Below are 20968 nucleotides of genomic sequence, written 5' to 3'. Positions count from 1 at the left end.
CTCCCGGGCCGGTTCCTGTGAGGGGCCTGTCCGCCCGTCCGCTCAGGGCGCAGGCCGCTGTGAGATTGCCCAGGAGCACTGCGCCGAGCGCCCCGGCCGTGGGATTCTGGGGTGTCAGGCCCGCGTGCCGGGCTCGGGCGCGTGCCTGGGCCGGTCGCCCGGCCGGCCCGTCCTGTCATCGACAGCAAGGAGTCCACGTCGTGAACCGACGTATCGTGAGCGCGGTCGCCGCCGTCCTCGGCCTCGTCGTCATCGTGCTCGCCGTCTGCTCGGCCACCGTGTGGCGGCCCAGCGCGACGGCGACGGCGTCCCTCGCCCAGGAGCCCGACCAGCCCTACGCGCTCGTCGAGCCCGGTGTCCTGGGACTCGTCGGCTCCGACGTGACGGTCACGGCCACGGCCGAGGGGCAGAACGTGCTCATCGCCGTCGCCTACTCCGCCGACGCTCGCGCCTGGCTCACCGACGACCCCTACGTCTCCGTCACCGGCCTGTCGGACTGGACCGTCCTGTCCTCCCAGAGCGTGACCGAGCGCTGCACGGCCGACGCCACCCCGTCAGCGGCCACGGCTCCCGCCACCCAGGCCACCGCCTCGGCCGCGCCCCAGGACAGCGCCTCCGCGCAGGCCACCGCGGACGCCACCGGGACGGCGGCCGCGACGGCGATCGCCTCCCCGACCGCCGCGGGCTGCACGCCCCTGACGGCCTCGGGCGCCAACCCGGCCGGCTCGGTCCTGTGGCAGAGCACCGTCACCGGCAGGGGCAGCGCCACCCTCGACCTGGACGCCACGGACTCCGACCTCGTCGTCCTGGTCGCCACCGACGGCTCCTCCGCCGCCCCCACGCTCACCCTGTCCTGGCTGCGCCCGGTGGCCACGCCCTTCTTCATCCCGGGGCTCGTCCTGGGGGCCCTGCTCATCCTCGCGGGTGTCGGGGGTCTCCTGTTCGACCTGCAGATGCGTCGCGCCGACGAGGAGCGCCGCCGCCGCGCCGCCGAGCGCGCCGCCCGGCTTGCCGCCGCCGACTCCGTGCAGACCGTCACCATCCCGCGTGTCGGCGACCCCGACCGCCCGCTCACCCGCCGCGAGAAGCGCGACAAGGAGCGTGCCGAGGCCGCCGGCGAGGAGTGGGTCGACCCGCGCACCGGCGCCGTGTACCTCGACGGCGTCGCCGCCCCGCCCGTGCCCCCGGCGGACACGGCCGGCCAGGACGCCGGCGCCCCCCGGGGCTCGGCCGTGCTGCCGGGGCTGGACGCCCAGGCCACCGCCGCCCACCGCAGCGCTCGCGCGCTCGAGGGCGACACCGCCTTCGCCGTCACCGACGAGGACGCCAGCCAGGACACCGCCGAGCCCGCCGGCTCCCTCACGGACCGCCACGACGAGGAGGACAACCGATGACGAGCACCCGCCGCACCTTCATCACCGGTGCCGCGGCCGCCGCCGCGGCCGCGGCCCTGACCGCCTGCTCCCAGGGCCTGCCGACCGCCACCGGGCCCACCGCCACCCCCTCGCACCCCGTCCTGGACGCCACGCGCCTGGGCACCGTCCTCGAGCGCATCCGGAAGGGCCTGGACGCCGCGGACGAGGCCAAGGACGCCACGCTCCTGACCGGCTGCCTCACGGGCCCCGCCGAGCGCGTGCGCACCGAGGAGTACGCCCTGGCCACCCTCGCCGGGGACGACACCCACGTCCACCGCTTCACCACCGAGGTGCAGGCCGGCGTCGTCGGGCTCACCAGCGGCTTCCCGCGCACGGCCGTCGTCATCACCGAGCCCGCCGACGGCGAGCCCACCTACTACCTCACCCTCACCCAGGACGCGGCCCGCGAGGACTACACGCTGTGGTCCTGGACCAGGCTCGGCGACGTCGAGGTCCCCGCGACCCCCAGCTCCTCGGTCGGCGCCCTCGAGGTCGCCCCGGAGGGCAACCCCGAGGCGGGGGAGCCGTCCTCCGCGCTCCTCGCCCAGCCCCGCGCCGTCGTCGAGGCCTACCTCGACGCCCTCAACAACCCCGACGGGGACAACGCCGCCGCCTTCGCCGACGACGCCCTGCGCCAGCGCATCGCCTCCGAGCGGGCCATCGACCTGTCCGGCATGGGCACCGTCACCGTCACCGCCGCCGCCCACGAGGACGGCCTGCGCGGCCTGCGCACCGCCGACGGCGGCGCCGTCTTCACCACGGCCCTGACCTTCACCACCGAGTACCGCAAGACGGTCGCCGGCTCCACCCTCAGGCTGGGGGGCAACGTCGGGCGCATGCTCGGCGACAGCACGGAGATCGTCGGCGTCGTCCTCGCCCGCTACGACGCCATGGTGTCCTTCGCCGTCCCCTCGGCCGCAACCGGCGGCCACAGCACCGTCCTGGGCACGGACCTCGTGCTCGCCGCGGTCGAGCGGGACGACTCCCAGGCCCCCGCCTAGCCGCAGGACGCCAGGAGCACCCGCCGGGAGCACCAAGGACACCAGGGCGGCAGCACGGGGCGCCCGCCCCGCTGACGCCAGCAGACCACGTCGGGCCACTGCGCCCGGGAAGGACCCACAGATGAGCATGTTCGGAGCCGTCGACCTGTCTGCCCTCGCGCAGCGCCAGGAGCCCGCCGCCACCGCGCCCGGGGCACCAGGGGCCGACGGCGAGGCCCCGGTCTACCCGGCACCGCTCGTCGTCGACCTCACCGCCGAGAACCTGCGCGACGTCGCCCAGGTCTCCACCGAGGTGCCGGTCGTCGTCGTCGCCCTCTCACCCCGCTCCCAGGTCTCCGTCGACGTCGCCGCCCAGCTCGCACGCCTCGCTGTCGACATGGGCGGGCGCTTCGAGCTCGCGCGCCTGGACGCCGACGCCGCCCCACAGGTCGCCCAGGCCCTGCAGGTCACCGCCGTGCCCACGGTCCTGGCGCTGCTCGCGGGCCAGCCGGTGCCCATGTTCCAGGGCGCGGCCGCCGACGAGCAGCTGCGCCAGCTCCTCGACCAGCTCCTCGAGCTCGCCGCCGCCAACGGCGTGCGCGGACGCGTCGCCGTCGACGCGGACCAGGCTCCCGCCGAGCCCGAGGAGACGGAGGTCGAGCGCGCCGCCCGCGAGGCCATGGAGCGCGGGGACTACGCGGCCGCCATCGAGGTCTACGACCACGCCGTGGCCCAGAACCCGGGTGACGAGACCCTGAAGGTGGCGCGCAGCCAGGTCCGGGTGCTCGCCCGCATGGACGGCAAGGACCCGCGGGCGCTGCTGGCGGCCGCGGACGCCGCGCCCGAGGACGTCGAGGCCGCGCTCGCGGGCGCCGACGCCGCCCTGGCCCTGGGGGACATCGACGCCGCCCTGGGGCGCGCCCTGGAGGTCGTGCGCAGCCACACGGGCGAGGAGCGCGAGAGGGCGCGCCTGCGCCTGCTCGAGCTCTTCGACGTCATCGGCGCCAGTGCCCCAGAGGTCGCCCGCGCCCGCCGCCAGCTGGCGACGCTCCTGTTCTGACCCCGGGCACGGCAGCACAGCAGCACGACGCAGGAGGCCCTGCCCGGCACGTACCGGGCAGGGCCTCCTGCTGTCCGCCTGCGCGGGCGCAGGGCGCTGCGTCACACGGACTCGGGCTCGATCCTCCACACCTCGCGGGCGTAGTCGCTGATCGTGCGGTCGGAGGAGAAGCGGCCGGAGCCGGTGATGTTGACCCACACCTTGCGCTGCCAGGCGCGCTGGTCGGCGTAGTCGGCGGCCATGCGGTCCTTGGCCTCGCGGTAGGCGGCGAAGTCGCCCAGGACGTAGTAGACGTCGGCGCTCTCGTAGCCCGCCTCGAGCAGGGAGCGGCGGATGTCGGCGAAGCCGCCCGTGCCGCGGTCGTCGAGGGTGCCGTCGATGAGGGCGTCGAGCACGCGCTTGAGGCCGGGGACGCTCTCGTAGGCCTGGCGCGGGTCGTAGGACTCGCGCAGCGCGGGCAGCTCGTCCTCGGTGGCGCCGAAGATGTAGGCGTTGTCGTCGCCGACCTGGTCGAGGATCTCGACGTTGGCGCCGTCGAGGGTGCCCAGGGTGAGGGCGCCGTTCATCATGAACTTCATGTTCGAGGTGCCCGAGGCCTCCTTGCCGGCCATCGAGATCTGCTCGGAGACGTCGGCGGCCGGGATGATGTGCTCGGCGGGCGAGACGTTGTAGTTGTGGATGAAGACGACCTTGAGGGTGCGCGAGACGAGAGGGTCATTGTTGACCAGCTCGGCGATGGTGTTGATGAGCTTGATGATCGCCTTGGCGCGCACGTAGCCCGGGGCGGCCTTCGCGCCGAAGACGAAGACGCGCTTGGGCACCACCAGGGACGGGTCCTCCTTCATGCGGAAGTACAGGTCCAGGATGTACAGGGCGTTGAGCAGCTGGCGCTTGTACTCGTGCAGGCGCTTGATCTGGACGTCGAAGACGGCCTCGGGGTCGATCTCGACGCCCTCGCGCTCGAGGACCCAGGCGGCGAAGTCCACCTTGTTGGCGCGCTTGACCTCGGCGAGACGGTCCAGGACCTCGTCGCTGACGCCCTCGGTGTGCCGGGACAGGACGGACAGGTCGCGCACCCAGGAGTCGTCGCCGACGACGTCGTCCAGGACGGCGGACAGGCGCGGGTTGCACTGGCGCAGCCAGCGGCGCGGGGTCACGCCGTTGGTCTTGTTGTTGAAGCGCTCGGGCCAGACGGCGTGCCACTCCTTGAGGGTGTCGCGCTTGATGATCTCCGTGTGGATGGCGGCGACGCCGTTGATGGAGTAGGCGGCGTAGCAGGCGATCCAGGCCATGCGCACGACGCCGTCCTGGACGGGCGCCATGTAGGCGATGGTGGCCTCGTCGAGGCCGCGCTCGCGCATGTCCTCGCGGAAGCGGCGGTCGATCTCGTAGACGATCTCGAGCACGCGCGGGAACAGCCGCTCGAAGATGGAGACCTCCCAGGTCTCCAGGGCCTCGGCGAGCACCGTGTGGTTGGTGTAGGCGAAGGTCCTGGTGACCTCGGCCCAGGCCTCGTCCCAGCCCAGGTGGTGCTCGTCCATGAGCAGGCGCATGAGCTCGGGGATGGCGAGGACGGGGTGGGTGTCGTTGAGCTGGACGGCGTTGTAGGTGGAGAAGCCGCGCAGGTCCTCGCCGTGGTGGGCGACGTAGGTGTCGACGATCTCCTGCAGGGAGGCCGAGCAGAAGAAGTACTGCTGGCGCACGCGCAGGACCTTGCCCTCGTAGGTCGTGTCGTTGGGGTAGAGGACCCGGGAGATGTCAGCGGTGCGCTCGCGCTCGACGATGGCGTCGGTGAAGCGCTGGGAGTTGAAGGCCTCGTAGTCGAACTCCTCCATCGGCTCGGCCTTCCACAGGCGCAGCGTGTTGACGTTGCGCGTGCCGTAGCCGGTGATGGGCATGTCGTGGGGGACGGCGCGCACGGTGAGGTCCTGGTAACGGACGATGCGCTGGGCCTCCTCACGGCGGATGACGAAGGGGTAACCCTCCTCCATCCAGGCGTCGGGGTGCTCGGTCTGGAAGCCGTCGTCGAAGAGCTGCTTGAACAGGCCGTAGCGGTAGAGGATGCCGTACCCGTTGACCGGCAGGTCGAGGGTGGCGCAGGAGTCGAGGAAGCAGGCGGCCAGGCGTCCCAGGCCGCCGTTGCCCAGGGCGGCGTCGGGCTCCTGCTCGAGGACGTCGGTGAGGTCCTGCCCGAAGGCGCCCACGGCCCGCTGCGCCTCCTCGACGAGGCCGAGGTTGGTGAGGTTGTTGAGCAGGGCGCGGCCCATGAGGAACTCGGCGGAGAAGTAGTGCTCCATGCGTCCGGCGCGGTAGCGCTCGTCCGTGGCGTGCCAGCTGTCGGCGATGGCGTCGACGACAGCGGCGGACAGGCCCTGCCAGACCTCCATCTGGGTGGAGGCCTCGGCGGGACGGCCGGAGACCGCACGCACCTGCGAGGGCACGGTGCTAGCCAGGTTCTGCGTCATTAGTTCTTCCCTTGTCAGACGACGGGTCCGCTGCTGCCTGGTGGGGCAGCGGCGTGCAGAGCGCGCGGGGCAAGGGCGGTGACACGCGGATGGCGTCCCCGTCCACCCCGACGCGTCCAGCGACAGGGTACCGAATACGTCGGACGACCGGGTGGCGAGCGGCGGGCAGGGCGTCTGCGAGGCGTCGGCCCCGCGAGCAACGGGGACGATGCCCGGGCCCAGGGGCGTAGTCTGTGACCGTCCTCACCTCGCGTGCCGCATGGAGGTCCGTGGTGCGCCCTCGCTGCTCTCCTTCCGCCCCGCGCCCCGTCGTCGTGGTCCTATGAGCATCCGGCTGGACGACGTCGGCTTCGCCTACACCCGCGCGGGATCCACCCGCGTCATCTTCGACCACGCCTCGGCGGTGCTCTCCGCCGGCCGGATGACGGCCGTCAGGCCCGTCGGGCTGCGGCAAGAGCACGCTCTTCGGGCTCATGGACGCCAGCCTCGCACCCGCCTCCGGCTCCGTCGAGACCGAGGATGGGGGGCGCGGCCTGGGACGGGTCTTCCAGGACTACCGCCTGGTGCCCTTCCTCTCCGCCCACGACAACGTCGAGCTCGACAAGGAGCTCACCGGCCCCGGTCCGGCCACGGCTCCCACGGGCGACCTGCTCCGCGACCTCGGTCTCGCCGGGCACGGCGACACACCGGTCTCCTCCATGTCCGGCGGTGAGCAGCAGCGCGTGGCGATCGCGCGCGCCCTCGCCCCGGCCATCCTCCTGGCCGACGAGCCGACGGGGGCGCTCGACGAGGAGGCCACCCACGCCATCTTCGCACTGCTCAGGGACCTCGCCCACGAGCACGCCATGACGGTCGTCGTCGCCACCCACGACCCGGCCGTGACGGACTACGCCGACACCGTGCTGCGCATCCGCGGGCACCGTCTGCACGTGGCGCACGAGCGGTGACACATGGGACGCCACCAGCGCCGGCTCATCCTGCAAGGCCTTCGCGCCCGTCCCGCCCGGACGGTGCTCACGCTCCTCACCGCGCTCCTCATCGCCGCCGCCTCGACGGCGCTCGTCGTGACCTCCTCAACGGTCCTCGCTGTGGTCGAGCGCGGCGCGATCGCCTCCAGCGGAGGCCGTGCCTACGTCGTCGGCACCGCGAACGACGACGTCGTCAGCCACCTCGACGCACAGGTGGCCGAGGGGACGGCTCTCGCCCAGGCCCGCGGTGCGGGACAGGTGGGTGCGGGCACCGGCACGTCCAGCGGGACCATCCTCCTGCTGAGCGGTCCCAGCGCCTACGGCGAGGTCCTCGACGGGCGCCACCCTGCCTCGCCCGGTGAGGTCTCGGTGAGCGCCGAGCTCGCACGCCGCCTCGGCCTGGGGCCCGGGGACGGCGTCGACGCCTCCTCATCCGACCTCGACCTCGCAGGCACTTCCCTGACCGTGGTGGGCGTGGTGCTCGACCCGGCCTCACCCGGGAGCACCGAGCTGGTCGCCGTCATGGAGCCGGACCTGGTCGCCGCCCAGGCCACGACGTGGCTCACGGACACCGACCCGTGCCTGCAGCAGAGCCTCGCGGCCAGCTGCGGCTCCGGTGCGATCAGCATCAGCACGCGCGACCTCATCGTCGAGCGCGCGCTCGAGGACGCCGGCTCCAGGCTCCTGTCCGGCGTCAAGCCCTTCGCGGGACTCCTCCTCCTGGTCGCCGTCATCGCCCTGGGCGCCTCGATGAGCGCCGACCGGCGTGCCGCCGTCCCCCTGGCCCGGGCGCTCGAGGCCGCGGGGGCCTCGGCCCGCCGCGCCCGCCACCTCTCTCGCGCGGGTGGCCGCGGGGTCCTGCTGCTCGGCACGCCGGCCGGGGCGGGGCTGGCCCACCTCGTGCTCACGCTCCTGTGCTCGCAGATCGGCACCCTCCTGTCACAGCGGTGGGACCACCTGGAGACCAGCGTGCTGCGCGTGGCCGGGTTCATCGGCGCCTACCTCCTGCTCGCCGCCGGCATCGACGTGGCTGCCGGCCAGCGGCACCGGTGGGCCAGCCGGCCGACGAGCGCCGCCGTCCCGCGCCGCCGCCTCCTGCTGGCCTCGGCCGGCTGCGGCACGGCCCTGTCCGTCGTGCTGGTCTACCTGCGGCTCGAGGAGCACCACTGGCTGCCCGAGGGCAACGCCCTCGGGGCCCTCGTCCTCTCCCTCAGCCTGCCGGTGCTCCTGTGGCTCCTGCCCTGGCTGCGGCGCACGCCGGTCCAGGCGCTGGCCGCGCGCTACGGCCTCGCCGCCCTGGTACCGGTGCTCATGGCCACCATGATGCTCCAGGGCTTCGCCTCATTCTACTCCGCCTCCCTGTGGTCCTCCCTCGCGGGCGGAGGGGCCCTGCACGAGGACCGGTCCCTCACCGCTCAGGGGCTCACGGTGCAGGACGTCAGCGCCCTGACCCAGGCCTACCCCCAGGTCATGCAGGACGCGGTCGTCCTCACCACCGTCGCTGAGGCTCCCGAGCAGCCGCGCGTCAGCCGGGCGCAGGAGGCCTCCTGCACCACCTCGGCGTGCTTCACCTTCCTGGGGGCCGTCGCCCTCGCACCTGCCAGCGGTCCGGGCGCCGTGCTCGCGGGGACCCTGAACGCCGAGCTCGACAACGCGGCGGGGGAGGTCGGGCTCGTCCGGTTCGTGCCCGCCACCGGCCACGTGGCCTCGACGTCGACGATCTCGGTCAGCACCCGCTCCGACCTCCTCACCGACTACCCGGTGCTGCCCGACGTCGTCCTCGCGCCCGACGACCCTCAGGTCGCGGCCCTGGGGCTGCGACCCACCGAGGGGCGCGTGCTCTTCGTCGAGGACTTCCAGTCCCTGCCCGACGGTGTGCGGGACGGCTTCCGCAGCAACGTCACCACCCGCAGCGGCTACGCCTGGGTCACCGAGGCGGACAGCACCGAGCTGCGCCAGCTGCGCTCCCAGGCGGTCACCGTCCCACTCGTGGCGGCGGTGCTGTCACTGGCGGCGCTCGGACTCGGGCTCCTCTCCCTGCTGGAGCGTCTCAGGCCCCTCCTGGTGGTGCTCGACGACCGTGGCAGCGGGACGGGCGCCTACCTGCGGCTGGTCCTGCCCGCCCTCGTGACGCTCGTCGTGTGCTCCGGCGCCCCGGTGCTGCTGTCCCGGTGGGCGGCCCAGCCCGCGGTCCTCATGTCGATGACGCCGCTCCACTTCGACTTCGGGGCCTGGTGGTGGGCTCCTGCCCTGGCCGGCCCCGGCGCCGGCGTGGCGCTCGCCGGCGTGCTCGCCCGCTGCCGGGCGCCGTTGGGCGCCCGGCCTCCCGCTCAGTCCCTGCTCGGGCGCAGGAACACGGCACCCAGCGGGGGCACGCGCAGGCGCACCGAGGCGGGACGGCCGTTCCACGGCAGCTCCTCGGCCTCGACGTGGCCCAGGTTGCCCACACCGGACCCGCCGTACTCGGGGGCGTCGGTGTTGATGACCTCGTCCCAGCCGCCCGCGAAGGGCAGGCCCACCCGGTAGCCCTCGTGCGGGGTCCCGGCGAAGTTGACGACGACGACGATGAGGTCGTTGCGCCCGTCGGGCCCCACGCCCTTGCGCAGGTAGGACAGGACGTTGTGGTCGCCGTCGCCCGCCTCGATCCACTCGAAGCCGCGGTGGGAGAAGTCGTCCGCCCACAGGGAGGGCGAGGACGTGTACACGGCGTTGAGGTCGCTCACCAGGCGCAGCAGGCCCTGGTGGCCCGGGTCGTCCAGGATCCACCAGTCCAGGGAGGTGTCCGCGTTCCACTCCGAGCCCTGGCCGAACTCCTGGCCCATGAACAGCAGCTGCTTGCCCGGGTGGGACCACTGGTAGGCGTACAGGGCGCGCAGGTTCGCCAGCTCCTGCCAGGGGTCTCCCGGCATCTTGGACAGCAGGGACCCCTTGCCGTGCACGACCTCGTCGTGGCTCAGCGGCAGGGCGAACTGCTCGGAGAAGGCGTACACGAGCGAGAAGGTGAGCTCGCCGTGGTGGTAGCGCCGGTTGATCGGCTCCTCCTGCATGTAGCGCAGGGTGTCGTTCATCCAGCCCATGTTCCACTTGAGCCCGAAGCCGAGGCCGCCGTACTCGGTGGGGGTGGTCACCCCCGGCCACGCCGTCGACTCCTCCGCCATCATGACGATGCCCGGGTTCTTGCGGTAGGAGGTCGCCGTCGCCTCCTGCAGGAAGCTGATGGCCTCGAGGTTCTCACGCCCGCCGAACTGGTTGGGGTGCCACTGGTTCTCCTCGCGCGAGTAGTCGAGGTAGAGCATGGAGGCCACCGCGTCCACGCGCAGGCCGTCGGCGTGGAACTCCTCGAGCCAGTACAGGGCGTTGGCGACGAGGAAGTTGCGCACCTCGTTGCGCCCGAAGTTGAAGATGTACGTGCCCCAGTCGGGGTGCTCGCCGCGCTGCGGGTCCGGGTCCTCGTACAGGGCGGTGCCGTCGAAGCGGGCCAGGGCCCACTCGTCCTTGGGGAAGTGGGCGGGCACCCAGTCGAGGATGACACCGATGCCGGCCTGGTGGAGCCGGTCGACGAGGTAGCGGAAGTCGTCTGGGGTGCCGAAGCGCGCGGTGGGGGCGTAGTAGCCGGTCACCTGGTAGCCCCAGGAGCCGCCGAAGGGGTGCTCGGCCACCGGCAGCAGCTCGACGTGCGTGAAGCCGGTCTCCTTGAGGTAGGGGACGAGCTCGTCGGCCAGGCCGCGGTAACCCAGGCCCTGGCGCCAGGAGCCCACGTGCAGCTCGTAGATGCTCATCGGGCCCGAGTGCGGGTCCGTGGTGGCCCGGCGCTCCATCCACTCCTGGTCGCCCCACTTGTGGAACTGGTCGGTGACGACGGAGGCGGTGGCGGGCGGCACCTCGGTGGCGCGCGCCATGGGGTCCGCCTTCTGGTGCCAGGAGCCGTCTGCGAAGCAGATCTCGAACTTGTAGCGGGCGCCGACGCCCACCCCGGGCACGAACAGCTCCCACACGCCCGACACGCCCAGGGAGCGCATGGCGGTGGCGGTGCCGTCCCAGTAGTTGAAGTCGCCGACCACGCGCACGGCGCGCGCGTTGGGCGCCCACACGGCGAAGGCCGTGCCGCTCACCTCGCCCATGGTGCCGTCGTAGGTCTTGACGTGCGCGCCCAGGACCTCCCACAGGGCCTCGTGGCGGCCCTCGGAGATGAGGTAGGTGTCCATCTCGCCCAGGGTCGGCATGAAGCGGTAGGGGTCGTCCACCCGGCTCGTCTCGTTGCCGTAGGTCACGTCGAGGCGGTAGTCGGGGATGACGTCACCGGGCAGCAGGGCCACCCACACGCCGTCCTGCTCGTGCTCGGCCGGGAAGGTGCCCTCGGCGGTGACGACGGCGACGGCGTCGGCCAGGTGGCGCACCGTGCGGATCGTGATCCCGTGCTCGCCCGGGTGGGCGCCGAGGACCTCATGGGGGTTGTGGTAGCGCGCGTAGGCGACGTCGGCCAGCACCCAGGGCTCGACCGGCACGGGGCCGACGGGGGTGCGAGGGGCGGGCGTGCTGCCGGTCGCGGCGGGTGTGGGGTCGGGGGCGGTGACGTCGCTCATACGTTCCACTCTTCCATGCGTGTCGGGGACGGAGGGGGACTTTGTACCGAGGACCCGGTGGATCCCGGCCAGGGGGACGGGCAGCCAGCCCGGGCGGTGGCGGGCCTCGTAGACGGCCTCGTAGAAGGCCTTGTCGAGCTCGAGGGCGGCGATGACGGCGGCGTCGCGCCCGGCCTCCCCGACCGTGGCCGGAAGGACCCGGCGGTAGCCGTCGAGGAAGGACTGGCGCACCTGGGCGGACCACGTGCCGTCCGAGGCGCCGCCGACGGCCGCCGCGTAGTCGAAGGAGCGCAGCATCCCGGCCACGTCGCGCAGCGGCTGGTCGTGCACGCGCCGCTCCGCCAGCGGGCGCAGCGGCTCTCCCTCGAAGTCGAGGACGTACCAGTGCCCGCCGGCCCCGAGGAGCGTCTGGCCCAGGTGGTAGTCGCCGTGGACCCGCGAGGCGGCGGGCAGCCCCGGCAGGGCGGCCAGGGCGCCGAGCACGTCCTCCACCCGCTGGGCGAGGCCGGGCACCTCCTCGGCCAGGGCGGGCACCTCCCGCATGGCCCAGGCGGCGCGTGCGCGCAGGGCCTGGGCGAGGGCCGCGGCGGGCACGGGGGCGCTCGTGCCCAGGGCGGCGGCCAGGTGCTCGTGCATCTGGGCGGTCGTCTCGCCGAGGGCATCAGCCAGGGCGAGCGCGCGCAGGCGGGTGGGCGCGCCCGGGCCGTCGTCGTCCCCGGCCAGGGCGCAGAACAGGGCGAAGCCGTCCTCGGCCCCGGGCACGAAGGTGGTGGCGACGGCGGCGTCCGCGCTCACGGGGGCGGACGAGCCGGGCACGAGCAGGTCCAGCGAGGACCAGGCCACCGGCGCGGGCACCCGGTCCCAGCCGCCGCGGGCCAGGGCCACGGGGACCTCGACGTCGGGGTTGCGGCCCGGCTCGAGCACGCGCAGGAGCTTGACGATGAGGTCGGGCGTCTCAGCGTCCTCCGCCCCCGCCGGGGCGCAGGAGCCCGTGGGGGCGGGCAGGATGACGCTCGTGTTCGACTGCTCACCGGTGCTCACGCGCAGGCGCTCAGCCCGCTGGACCACCGCCCGCGCCGCCGTGGGGCTCAGCGCGGTGCCGGCCTCGAGGACGCCGGCGGCCCAGGCTTGCCAGAAGGCCGGGTGGTGGGCTCCGTCCACGAGGGCCGTGCCGTCCTCGAGCAGGAGGCCCGCGGCCCCCTCGGCCTCCTTCGGGCCGGTCAGGCGCGCCAGGTCGGCGGCCTCGCCCAGGACGAGCGGCACGTGCAGCAGCACCCGGGCGGCGTCCTGCGCACCGCCCGTGGGCAGGGCGATCACGAGGTCGCGCACCCCGGGTGCCAGGGCGACGTCGGCGACGACGGCGCAGCGCCCGGCCGGCGGGACGGCCCCCTTGAGGGGGAACCAGCGCCGCTCGCGCGCCCAGTCCAGGACCGCGCTCAGCAGCTCGCCGTCGGCGGGCCAGACGAGTTCCGGGGACATGGCTCAGGACCCCCTCACGGGCCGCGACAGGCTCAGCCAGCGGTAGCCGCGAGGCGGCAGGGCGACGGCCAGGCGGCCGTCCTCGCCCACCGCCGCGTCCTCACGGGCCCCCTCGGGGCCGTCCAGGACGACGCCGGTGCGGGCCCCGGCCAGGTCCGGCAGGTCGATGACGGCCTCGCGCCCCTCATCGGCGACGTTCGCCAGGCACAGCAGGACCTGACTGTCGCCGGGGGCCGTGTCCCGGCGCGTGTGGGCCAGGACGGCGGCGCTCGAGGAGGCGCGCATGAGGAAGGAGCCGCGGCCCAGGGCCGGGTGCCGGCGGCGCACCGCCAGCAGGTCGCGCAGCGCGTGCAGCAGCGAGCCGGGGTCCGCCAGGGCGTCGGCGACGTTGCGCTCGGCCCAGCCCGGGGCGCTGATGAGCGGCAGCGTGAGCGCGGCCGGGTCCTTCGCCGTCGAGAAGCCCATGTGGTCGCTGCGGTCCCACTGCATGGGGGTGCGCACGGCGTCACGGTCCTCGAGCCAGATGTCCTCGCCCATGCCGATCTCGTCGCCGTAGTACAGGCACGGCGAGCCCGGCAGGGACAGCAGAAGGGCGTGGGCCAGCATGATCTCGTCGCGGCTGTCGCCCAGCAGGGGCGCCAGCCGCCGTCGGATCCCCACGTTGGCGCGCATGCGCGCCTCGGGGGCGTACCAGCCGTACATGAGGGCGCGCTCGTCGTCCGTGACCATCTCGAGGGTGAGCTCGTCGTGGTTGCGCAGGAAGGTGCCCCACTGCCCGTGGGCCGGGATCTCGGGCGTCTCGGTGAGCACCTGGCGGATCGAGTCCGCGCTGCCCTCCCGCAGGGAGCGGAAGATGCGCGGCATGACCGGGAAGTGGAAGCACATGGTGCACTCGGGGGCCTCGGCGGTCCCGAAGTAGGCGACGACCTCGCTGGGCATCTGGTTGGCCTCGGCGATGGTGATGGTGCCGGGGAACTCCTCGGCCAGCACCGCCGCCAGGCGGGCGACGACCGCGTGCGTGCCGGGCAGGTTCTCGCTGCTCGTGCCCTCGCGCTCCACGAGGTAGGGGATCGCGTCCAGGCGGAAGCCGTCCACGCCGGTGCGCGCCCAGAAGCGCACGACGTCGGTGACGGCCTCGACCACGGCCGGGTTGTCGTAGTTGAGGTCCGGCTGGTGGGAGAAGAAGCGGTGCCAGAAGAACTGGCCGCGCTGCTCGTCCCAGGTCCAGTTCGAGGACTCGGTGTCGACGAAGATGACGCGCGTGCCGGCGTAGGCCTCGTCGGAGTCGGACCACACGTAGAAGTCGCCGTAGGGGCCCGTCGGGTCCGAGCGCGAGGCCTGGAACCAGGGGTGGGCGTCCGAGGTGTGGTTGAGGACCATGTCGATGACGACGCGGATGCCGCGGGCGTGGGCCTCGCGGACCATCTCCTCGAAGTCCTCGACCGTGCCGTAGTGCGGGTCGATGCCCGTGTAGTCGCTGATGTCGTAGCCGCCGTCGCGCATGGGCGAGGGGTAGAAGGGCGGCACCCAGATGGCGTCGACGCCCAGCCAGGCCAGGTAGTCCAGGCGGGAGGTCAGGCCCCTGAAGTCGCCGACGCCGTCGGCGTCGGAGTCGGCGAAGGAGCGCAGCAGCGCCTCGTAGAAGACGGCGGTGCGGAACCACTGGGGGTCCTCGCTCAGGCCGGTGCGGGGGGCGGCGGGGACCGCCGGGACACCGGTCAGGCTCGTGGTGCGGGTGGTGCTCGTCATGCGGGTGCTCACAGGGCCTCGACGTGGAAGACGTGCGCGACGCGCCCCTCGAAGGGGTCCAGTCGCACGTAGTTCTGGGCACCCCACTCGAAGACCCAGCCGGTGAGCTCGTCGGTGACCCGGATGACCGGGCGGGAGCCGTCGGTGCCCTCGGGCAGGCCGAGCTGGGCCAGGTTGAGGTACACCTGCCCCTCGTGGGCGCCGTGCGGGTCCAGGTTGACGACCGTGAGCACGACGTCCTGCCTGCCGGTGGGGCTGTGCTCGGCGTCGACGCGCTTGGAGTAGGCGATGAGGCTCTCGTCACTGGTGCCGTGGAACCACACGTCGCGCAGCTGGCGCAGGGCCGGGTGGGCGGCGCGCGAGGAGTTGAGGGCAGTGAGCAGGTCCTCGATGCCGTTGGCGCGGGCGGCGGCGAAGTCGCGGGGCTTGAGCTCGTACTTCTCGTTGTCGATCTGCTCCTCGTAGCCCGGGCGGGGCACGGACTCGGCCAGCTCGTAGCCGGAGTAGATGCCCCAGGTGGGGCTCATGGTCGCCGCCAGCACGGCCCGCAGCTTGAAGGCCGGGACCCCGCCGTGCGTCATGAAGGGCGTGAGGATGTCGTGGGTCGTCGGCCAGAAGGTCGGGCGCAGGACGTGGGCGGTCTCCTGCGACAGCTCCACGAGGTAGTCGGTCAGCTCCTGCCTCGTGTTGCGCCACGCGAAGTACGTGTAGGACTGGTGGAAGCCGATCTTGCCGAGGGTGCGCATCATCGCCGGCCGCGTGAAGGCCTCGGCGAGGAAGAGGACCTCGGGGTTGGTGGAGCGGACCTCGCGCAGCAGGCGCTGCCAGAGCACGAGCGGCTTGGTGTGGGGGTTGTCGACGCGGAAGATCGTCACACCGTGCCCGATCCACGTGTAGACGACGTCGCGCACGGCCCGGTAGATGCCCTCGGGGTCGTTGTCGAAGTTGAGCGGGTAGATGTCCTGGTACTTCTTGGGCGGGTTCTCGGCGTAGGCGATGGAGCCGTCGGCCAGGACGGTGAACCACTCGGGGTGCTCGGTGACCCACGGGTGGTCCGGGGAGCACTGCAGGGCCAGGTCGAGGGCGACCTCCATGCCGAGCTCGCCGGCGCGCGCGACGAGGGCGTCGAAGTCCTCGAAGGTGCCCAGGTCCGGGTGGATGGCGTCGTGGCCGCCGTCGGGCGAGCCGATGCCGTAGGGCGATCCCGGGTCGCCGGGGCGGGCGGTGAGGGTGTTGTTGCGGCCCTTGCGGTTGGTGGTGCCGATGGGGGAGATCGGGGTGAGGTAGAGCACGTCGAAGCCCATGGCGGCGATGCGGTCCAGGTGCGCGGCGGCCGTGCGCAGCGTGCCCGAGTGCCAGACGCCGTGCTCGTCGACGCCGGAGCCGAGCGAGCGCGGGAAGATCTCGTACCAGGAGCCGGCCAGGGCGCGCTCGCGGTCCACCTGGAGCGGGTAGGTGGCGCTGGGCGAGACGTGGTCGCGCAGCGGCAGGCGCTCGAGCGCGCCGGTGACCTCGGGGCTGTGGCCGGCGGCCAGGCGCTGGGCGGGCTGCAGGGAGGTGTCGCGCAGGACGGCGGCGGCCTGGGTGAGGACGTCGGCGTCGGCCGGCTCGCGGCCGCTCACGCCCGCGGCACGCTCGAGGACGCGGGCGCCCTCCTCGAGCATGAGCTCGACGTCGATGCCGACGGGCACCTTGATGCTGGCGTCGTGGCTCCAGGTGGCGTAGGGGTCGGACCAGCCCTCCACGCGCAGGCCCCAGTCCCCGGGGGCGTCGGCGGCCAGACGGGCCTCGTAGCGGTCCAGGCCCATGCCGACCTCGTGCATGCGGGCGCTGGGCCCGTCGGTGCCGTCGGGGCGCACGAGGACGGCGGTGGCGCCGTAGCGGTCGTGGCCCTCGCGGAAGACGGTGGCGCGCACGGGCAGGACCTCGCCGGGCACGGCCTTGGCGGGCCAGCGCCCGTCCTCGACGACGGGGAAGACCTCGGTGACGGGGATACGGCCCACGGGGGAGTAGGCGGCGGGCCGGGGGGCGCTGGGGGCCGGGGGAGCGGGGGTCGTCGGCTCCCCCGAGGTCGCAGAGGCGCTGGACGCCCTCGGCTTGCGGGACGTCGCGGGGGCGGGGGAGGGCTTCGGCGTGTTCGCGGTCACAGTCGAAGGGTACGGGCTGCGCGGGCGCGAGTCACATCGCCGCGGGCTCGCCCGCGCGTCACGCGCCCACCTCCTCGGTTTGCGCGCGAGCGTACGGCGAACCCCCGGGGCGCTCGAGAGCGAACCGAGGAGCTGGAGGTGGGTTGGACTGGCCCGCGGTCACTCGCCGTCGCTGCGGCGCGCCCAGGTGCGGGCCGCAGCGCTGAGCAGGCCGAGGACGGGGGCTGCCAGGAGGATGAGCGGGATGTTGTCGTCGCGGCCGAGTGCCGCCGCGACGACGCACACGACAGCCGCGACCGCGCAGGTGGCGAGGACATGGCGCACCGCGGTGCTCCGGGCCCGCCGCCCCGGGCTCGTCATGCTCATCATGACCTCCTCGTCTCCTTCCGGCACGTGCCCATCTCCTCGCTTTGCGCGCGAGCTCCCTGGGGTTTTGGCGTACGTTCGAGCGCAAACCGAGGAGGTCGAGGCGGGTCAGGGGCGTGGTCGCCAGCAGCCAGCAGCCCCAGGGTAGCCAGTAGTCAGCAGTCAGTAGTCCATGTGCATGGCCCGGCGCACGTCCTCGAGGGTGGCGGTGGCGACCTCGCAGGCGCGCGCGTTGCCCGCGTGCAGGACCTCGCGCAGGTAGTCCTCGTTCGCGGCCAGCTCGGCGCGGCGGGCGCGGACCGGGGCGAAGAACTCGTTGACCGCCTCCGCCGTCAGCCTCTTGAGGGCTCCCGCCCCGCCGTCGCCGATCCGCTCGGCGACCTCCTCGGGCGCGCCCGCCCCGCACAGGCTGGCCAGCATGAGCAGGTTGGACACCTCAGGGCGGCCCACCGGGTCGTAGGTGATGACCCGGTCCGAGTCCGTCTTGGCCTTCCTCAGGGCCTTGGCCGTCTCGTCCGCGCTCATGCGCAGCTCGATCGTGTTGTGACGGGACTTGCTCATCTTCTCCCCGTCGAGCCCCAGCAGCAGCGGCGTCTCGGACAGCAGCGCCTCCGGGCGGCGGAAGACCGGGTGCTTCCTGTCCGCCCGCCCGTAGCGCTTGTCGAAGCGCTGGGCGATGAGCCGGGCCTGCTCCAGGTGCGGCAGCTGGTCCTTGCCCACGGGCACGAGGTTCGCCTGGCAGAAGAGGATGTCCGCCGCCTGGTGCACCGGGTAGGTGAGCATGAGGCCGGTCATGGCGCGCCCGTCGGTGGCCTCGAGCTCGGCCTTGACCGTCGGGTTGCGGTGCAGCTCGGACTCGGTGACGAGCGACAGGAAGGGCAGCATGAGCTGGTTGGCCGCCGGGACGGCCGAGTGGGCGAAGACGGTCGAGCGCTCGGGGTCCACCCCGACGGCGAGCGTGTCCGCCACGAGGGACAGCACGCGCTCGCGGATCGGGCCGACGCCGTCACGGTCGGTGATGACCTGGTAGTCGGCCACGAGGATCCACGTGTCCACCCCCAGGTCCTGGATGCGCCTCCAGGAGTGCATCGTGCCGAAGTAGTGACCCAGGTGCATGTTGCCGGTGGGGCGCACGCCCGTGAGCATCCGGTAGCGGCCCGGGTTGACGTCGAGGTCCGCGCGGATCTCCTCGCTGCGCGCCAGGGACCGCGTCAGGGAGGCGTCGTTCGTGGCGTTGGCCAGAGCCTCCTCGGCGGAGGTGGGCGTGGTCGTCTCGTGCTCGGGCGTCTGCGTCATGGCGCCCATCCTAGGGGCCGACGGCGACCACCCCGCTCCGCCCGGTCCCTCGGCACCCGCGGCTCAGGGGTGAGCCAGGACCTCCCCGGAGAAGTACACGCGCATGCTCAACGCCTCCAGCGTCGTCGTGTCCCCCGGACGGTCCTGGCGGCAGTCGGTCGCCCCCGGCCGCGAGGCGCGGGCGCGCTCGGGGTTGACGGCCCGGGCCCGCGCCGCCTCGCCCCGCGAGACCCGGCGCGCCAGGGAGAAGGAGGAGGTGTGCGGGCGCGGCACCGGCCAGGTCGAGTCCCACGCCAGGTGCCAGTCGGTGCCGTGCCCGTCGGCCAGCACCACCTCGCACTGGTCGAGGGTGCCGTTGATGACGACGAGCAGGTCGTCGTCGCCCACAGGCCGCCCGGAGCGCAGCATCTGCACGACCCGCGTGTGCGGGTCGTGCCAGGCGTCGTTGCTCAGCGCCTCGCCGTCGGCCCCGATCCACGACAGGTCCGCGATGGTGTCCCCCGGGCGGACCGCGCCCGAGGCGAAGGAGGTGGGGCGCATGACCGGGTGCTCGTGGCGGGTGCGCACGAGGAACTGGGTGGTGGCCAGCAGGTCGCGCTGCCACGGCTCCAGGTCCCAGCTGTACCAGGAGACCGGGGAGTCCTGGCAGTAGGAGTTGTTGTTGCCCTGCTGGGTGCGGCCGATCTCGTCCCCGCCCAGGAGCATCGGCGTGCCCGCGGACACGAGCAGGGTCGCCAGGACGTTGCGCATGGAGCGTCGGCGCATGAGCTCGTGCGGGCCCATGTCCACGCCCTCGGGGATCGGTCCCTCGAAGCCGTGGTTCCAGGAGCGGTTGTCGTCCGTGCCGTCCCGGTTGCCCTCGCCGTTGTCCTCGTTGTGCTTGTGGTCGTAGCAGACGAGGTCGCGCAGGGTGAAGCCGTCGTGGGCGGTGACGAAGTTGACGCTCGCGAGGGGCCCGCGCCCGCCCGGGTACTCGCCGTGGCCGAAGGTGTCCACGCTGCCCGACAGGCGCGTGGCGAGGTCGCGCAGGTCCGAGCCCGTGCGCCCCTTGGACATCTCCGAGGCGTCGCGCAGCCAGAAGGAGCGCACCGTCCCGCGGTAGCGGTCGTTCCAGTCGTGGAAGGGCTCGGGGAACTCGCCGGTGCGCCAGCCGCCGGGGCCCACGTCCCAGGGCTCGGCGATGAGCCGGGCGCCGCTGAGCACGGGGTCGGTCGCCATGGCGACGAGCAGCGGGTGGCGCGGGCTGAACTCGGTGGCGTGGCGCCCCAGCGTCGCCGCCAGGTCGAAGCGGAAGCCGTCCACCCCCATCTCGCTCACCCAGTAGCGCAGGGAGTCCAGGGTGAGCTGGACGGCGCGCGCGTAGCGCATGTCCGTGCTCGCGCCCGTGCCCGTGACGTCGTAGTAGTGGCCGGTCTGGCCGGGCGCGTGAAGGTAGTAGCGGCGGTCGTCCAGGCCGCGCAGGCTCAGGCTCGGGCCGCCGAAGCCGGACTCGCAGGTGTGGTTGTAGACGACGTCCATCACCACCTCCAGGCCCGCCTCGTGCAGCAGCGAGATCATGCCGCGCACCTCGTCGAGGACCGCCTGGGGGCCGGCCTCCTGGGAGGAGCGCATGGCGTATGACGGCTCGGGCGCGAAGTAGGACAGTGTCGAGTAGCCCCAGTAGTTCGTGCGCCCGCGCGCCAGCAGGAAGGTCTCGGAGAAGGCCGCCTGGATCGGCAGCAGCTCGACCGTCGTCACGCCCAGGGACCTCAGGTGCTCGATGGTGGCCGGGTGGGCGAGCCCCGCGTAGGTGCCCCGCAGCTCGGCGGGCACCTCCGGCAGGGTGAGGGTCAGGCCCTTGACGTGCGTCTCGTAGACGACCACGCGCTCGTTGCCCACGCGCGGGCCGGGGGCCACCGGGAAGGACGGGGCGGCGGTGACGACGCCGAGGGCCACGTGCCCGGCCGAGTCCAGGCGGGAGGGGGTGAAGGGCACGTAGGTGGGGTTGTAGTCCTCGTCGACCTCGTGGGCGAAGATCTCCGGGCCTAGGCGGGGCGCGCCCTCCAGGGCCCGGGCGTAGGGGTCGAGCAGGAGCTTGTGCGGGTTGAGCAGGAGGCCCGTCGAGGGGTTCCACTCGCCGTGGACGCGGTAGCCGTAGCGCTGGCCGGGGCCGACGCCGGGCACGTGCGCCCCCCAGGCCCCGCGCACGGGGCCGTGCATGCCGACGCGGCGCTCGGACAGGACCCGGCCGCTGCCGTCCGTCTCGAGCAGGCACAGGTCGACGGCCGTGGCGTCGGGGGCGACGACGACGAAGCTCGTGCCGTCCTCGGCCGGCACCGCGCCCAGGCGGCTGCGGTCACGTGCGTCCAGGCTCGCCAGGGCGGCGGGTCTGAGGAGGTCGGCGGCCGGGGGCGCAGCGGGCTGCGTCGTGGTCGTGTCAGGCATGGGGGCATTCTTGCCAGGTCGAGGGGGAGCGGCAAT

General features: G+C 73.4%; 10 protein-coding genes and 1 pseudogene. 4 read left to right on the top strand and 7 right to left on the bottom strand.

Going from position 1 to position 20968, the window contains the following annotated elements; genetic code table 11:
• Window positions 1–200 precede the first annotated feature (200 nt).
• From H6X67_RS08155 to H6X67_RS08145, 3 genes are all read left to right on the top strand, one after another.
• Window positions 201–1394: a hypothetical protein gene (locus tag H6X67_RS08155; RefSeq protein ID WP_249368024.1), complete on the top strand. Its 1194-nt coding sequence runs from the start codon at window positions 201–203 to the stop codon at window positions 1392–1394.
• Window positions 1391–2416, top strand: coding sequence for a twin-arginine translocation signal domain-containing protein (locus tag H6X67_RS08150; protein WP_249368026.1), 1026 nt, complete (start codon window positions 1391–1393; stop codon window positions 2414–2416). The genes H6X67_RS08155 and H6X67_RS08150 overlap by 4 nt, the downstream gene beginning before the upstream one ends.
• Window positions 2417–2537: 121 nt before the next feature.
• Window positions 2538–3455 (top strand): tetratricopeptide repeat protein, encoded by a 918-nt coding sequence (locus tag H6X67_RS08145; RefSeq protein ID WP_249368027.1) that lies wholly within the window; start codon window positions 2538–2540, stop codon window positions 3453–3455.
• A gap of 101 nt (window positions 3456–3556) precedes the next feature.
• On the opposite strand, the gene H6X67_RS08140 is transcribed toward H6X67_RS08145, so the two are convergent.
• Entirely contained in the window at window positions 3557–5920 is a 2364-nt protein-coding gene (locus tag H6X67_RS08140) for a glycogen/starch/alpha-glucan phosphorylase (RefSeq protein ID WP_249368030.1), read from the bottom strand.
• A gap of 446 nt (window positions 5921–6366) precedes the next feature.
• On the opposite strand from H6X67_RS08140, the pseudogene H6X67_RS08135 reads away from it, so the two are divergent.
• A pseudogene (locus H6X67_RS08135) lies at window positions 6367–6867 on the top strand (ATP-binding cassette domain-containing protein); the annotation flags it as partial.
• A 2351-nt stretch (window positions 6868–9218) separates the two neighbouring features.
• Here the strand turns inward: H6X67_RS08135 and glgB are convergent.
• The 6 genes from glgB to glgX form a co-directional block, all read right to left on the bottom strand.
• Window positions 9219–11471, bottom strand: a complete 2253-nt coding sequence (glgB, locus tag H6X67_RS08130) for a 1,4-alpha-glucan branching protein GlgB (RefSeq protein WP_249435503.1) — start codon at window positions 11469–11471, stop codon at window positions 9219–9221.
• Window positions 11472–12953: 1482 nt separating this feature from the next.
• The gene (gene treS / locus H6X67_RS08125) at window positions 12954–14699 is read right to left on the bottom strand and encodes a maltose alpha-D-glucosyltransferase (RefSeq protein WP_249368035.1); all 1746 of its coding nucleotides are present in this window, start codon (window positions 14697–14699) and stop codon (window positions 12954–12956) included.
• A gap of 8 nt (window positions 14700–14707) precedes the next feature.
• The gene (locus H6X67_RS08120; RefSeq protein WP_249368039.1) at window positions 14708–16702 is read right to left on the bottom strand and encodes an alpha-1,4-glucan--maltose-1-phosphate maltosyltransferase; all 1995 of its coding nucleotides are present in this window, start codon (window positions 16700–16702) and stop codon (window positions 14708–14710) included.
• Window positions 16703–17005: 303 nt separating this feature from the next.
• Window positions 17006–17212, bottom strand: a complete 207-nt coding sequence (locus tag H6X67_RS08115; protein WP_249375508.1) for a hypothetical protein — start codon at window positions 17210–17212, stop codon at window positions 17006–17008.
• 162 nt (window positions 17213–17374) lie between these two features.
• The gene (trpS, locus tag H6X67_RS08110; RefSeq protein ID WP_249369168.1) at window positions 17375–18508 is read right to left on the bottom strand and encodes a tryptophan--tRNA ligase; all 1134 of its coding nucleotides are present in this window, start codon (window positions 18506–18508) and stop codon (window positions 17375–17377) included.
• Between the two features lie 63 nt (window positions 18509–18571).
• Window positions 18572–20932 carry a glycogen debranching protein GlgX gene (gene glgX, locus H6X67_RS08105; protein ID WP_249375510.1) on the bottom strand — a complete coding sequence of 787 codons (2361 nt, stop codon included), beginning with the start codon at window positions 20930–20932 and terminating at the stop codon, window positions 18572–18574.
• Window positions 20933–20968 lie beyond the last annotated feature (36 nt).

Origin of the sequence: Actinomyces sp. AC-20-1 (genome assembly GCF_023369555.1) — a bacterium.
Lineage (GTDB): Bacteria > Actinomycetota > Actinomycetes > Actinomycetales > Actinomycetaceae > Actinomyces.
Note: the sequence above shows the minus strand (reverse complement) of the source record. Positions and strands in the feature narration are given on the sequence as shown.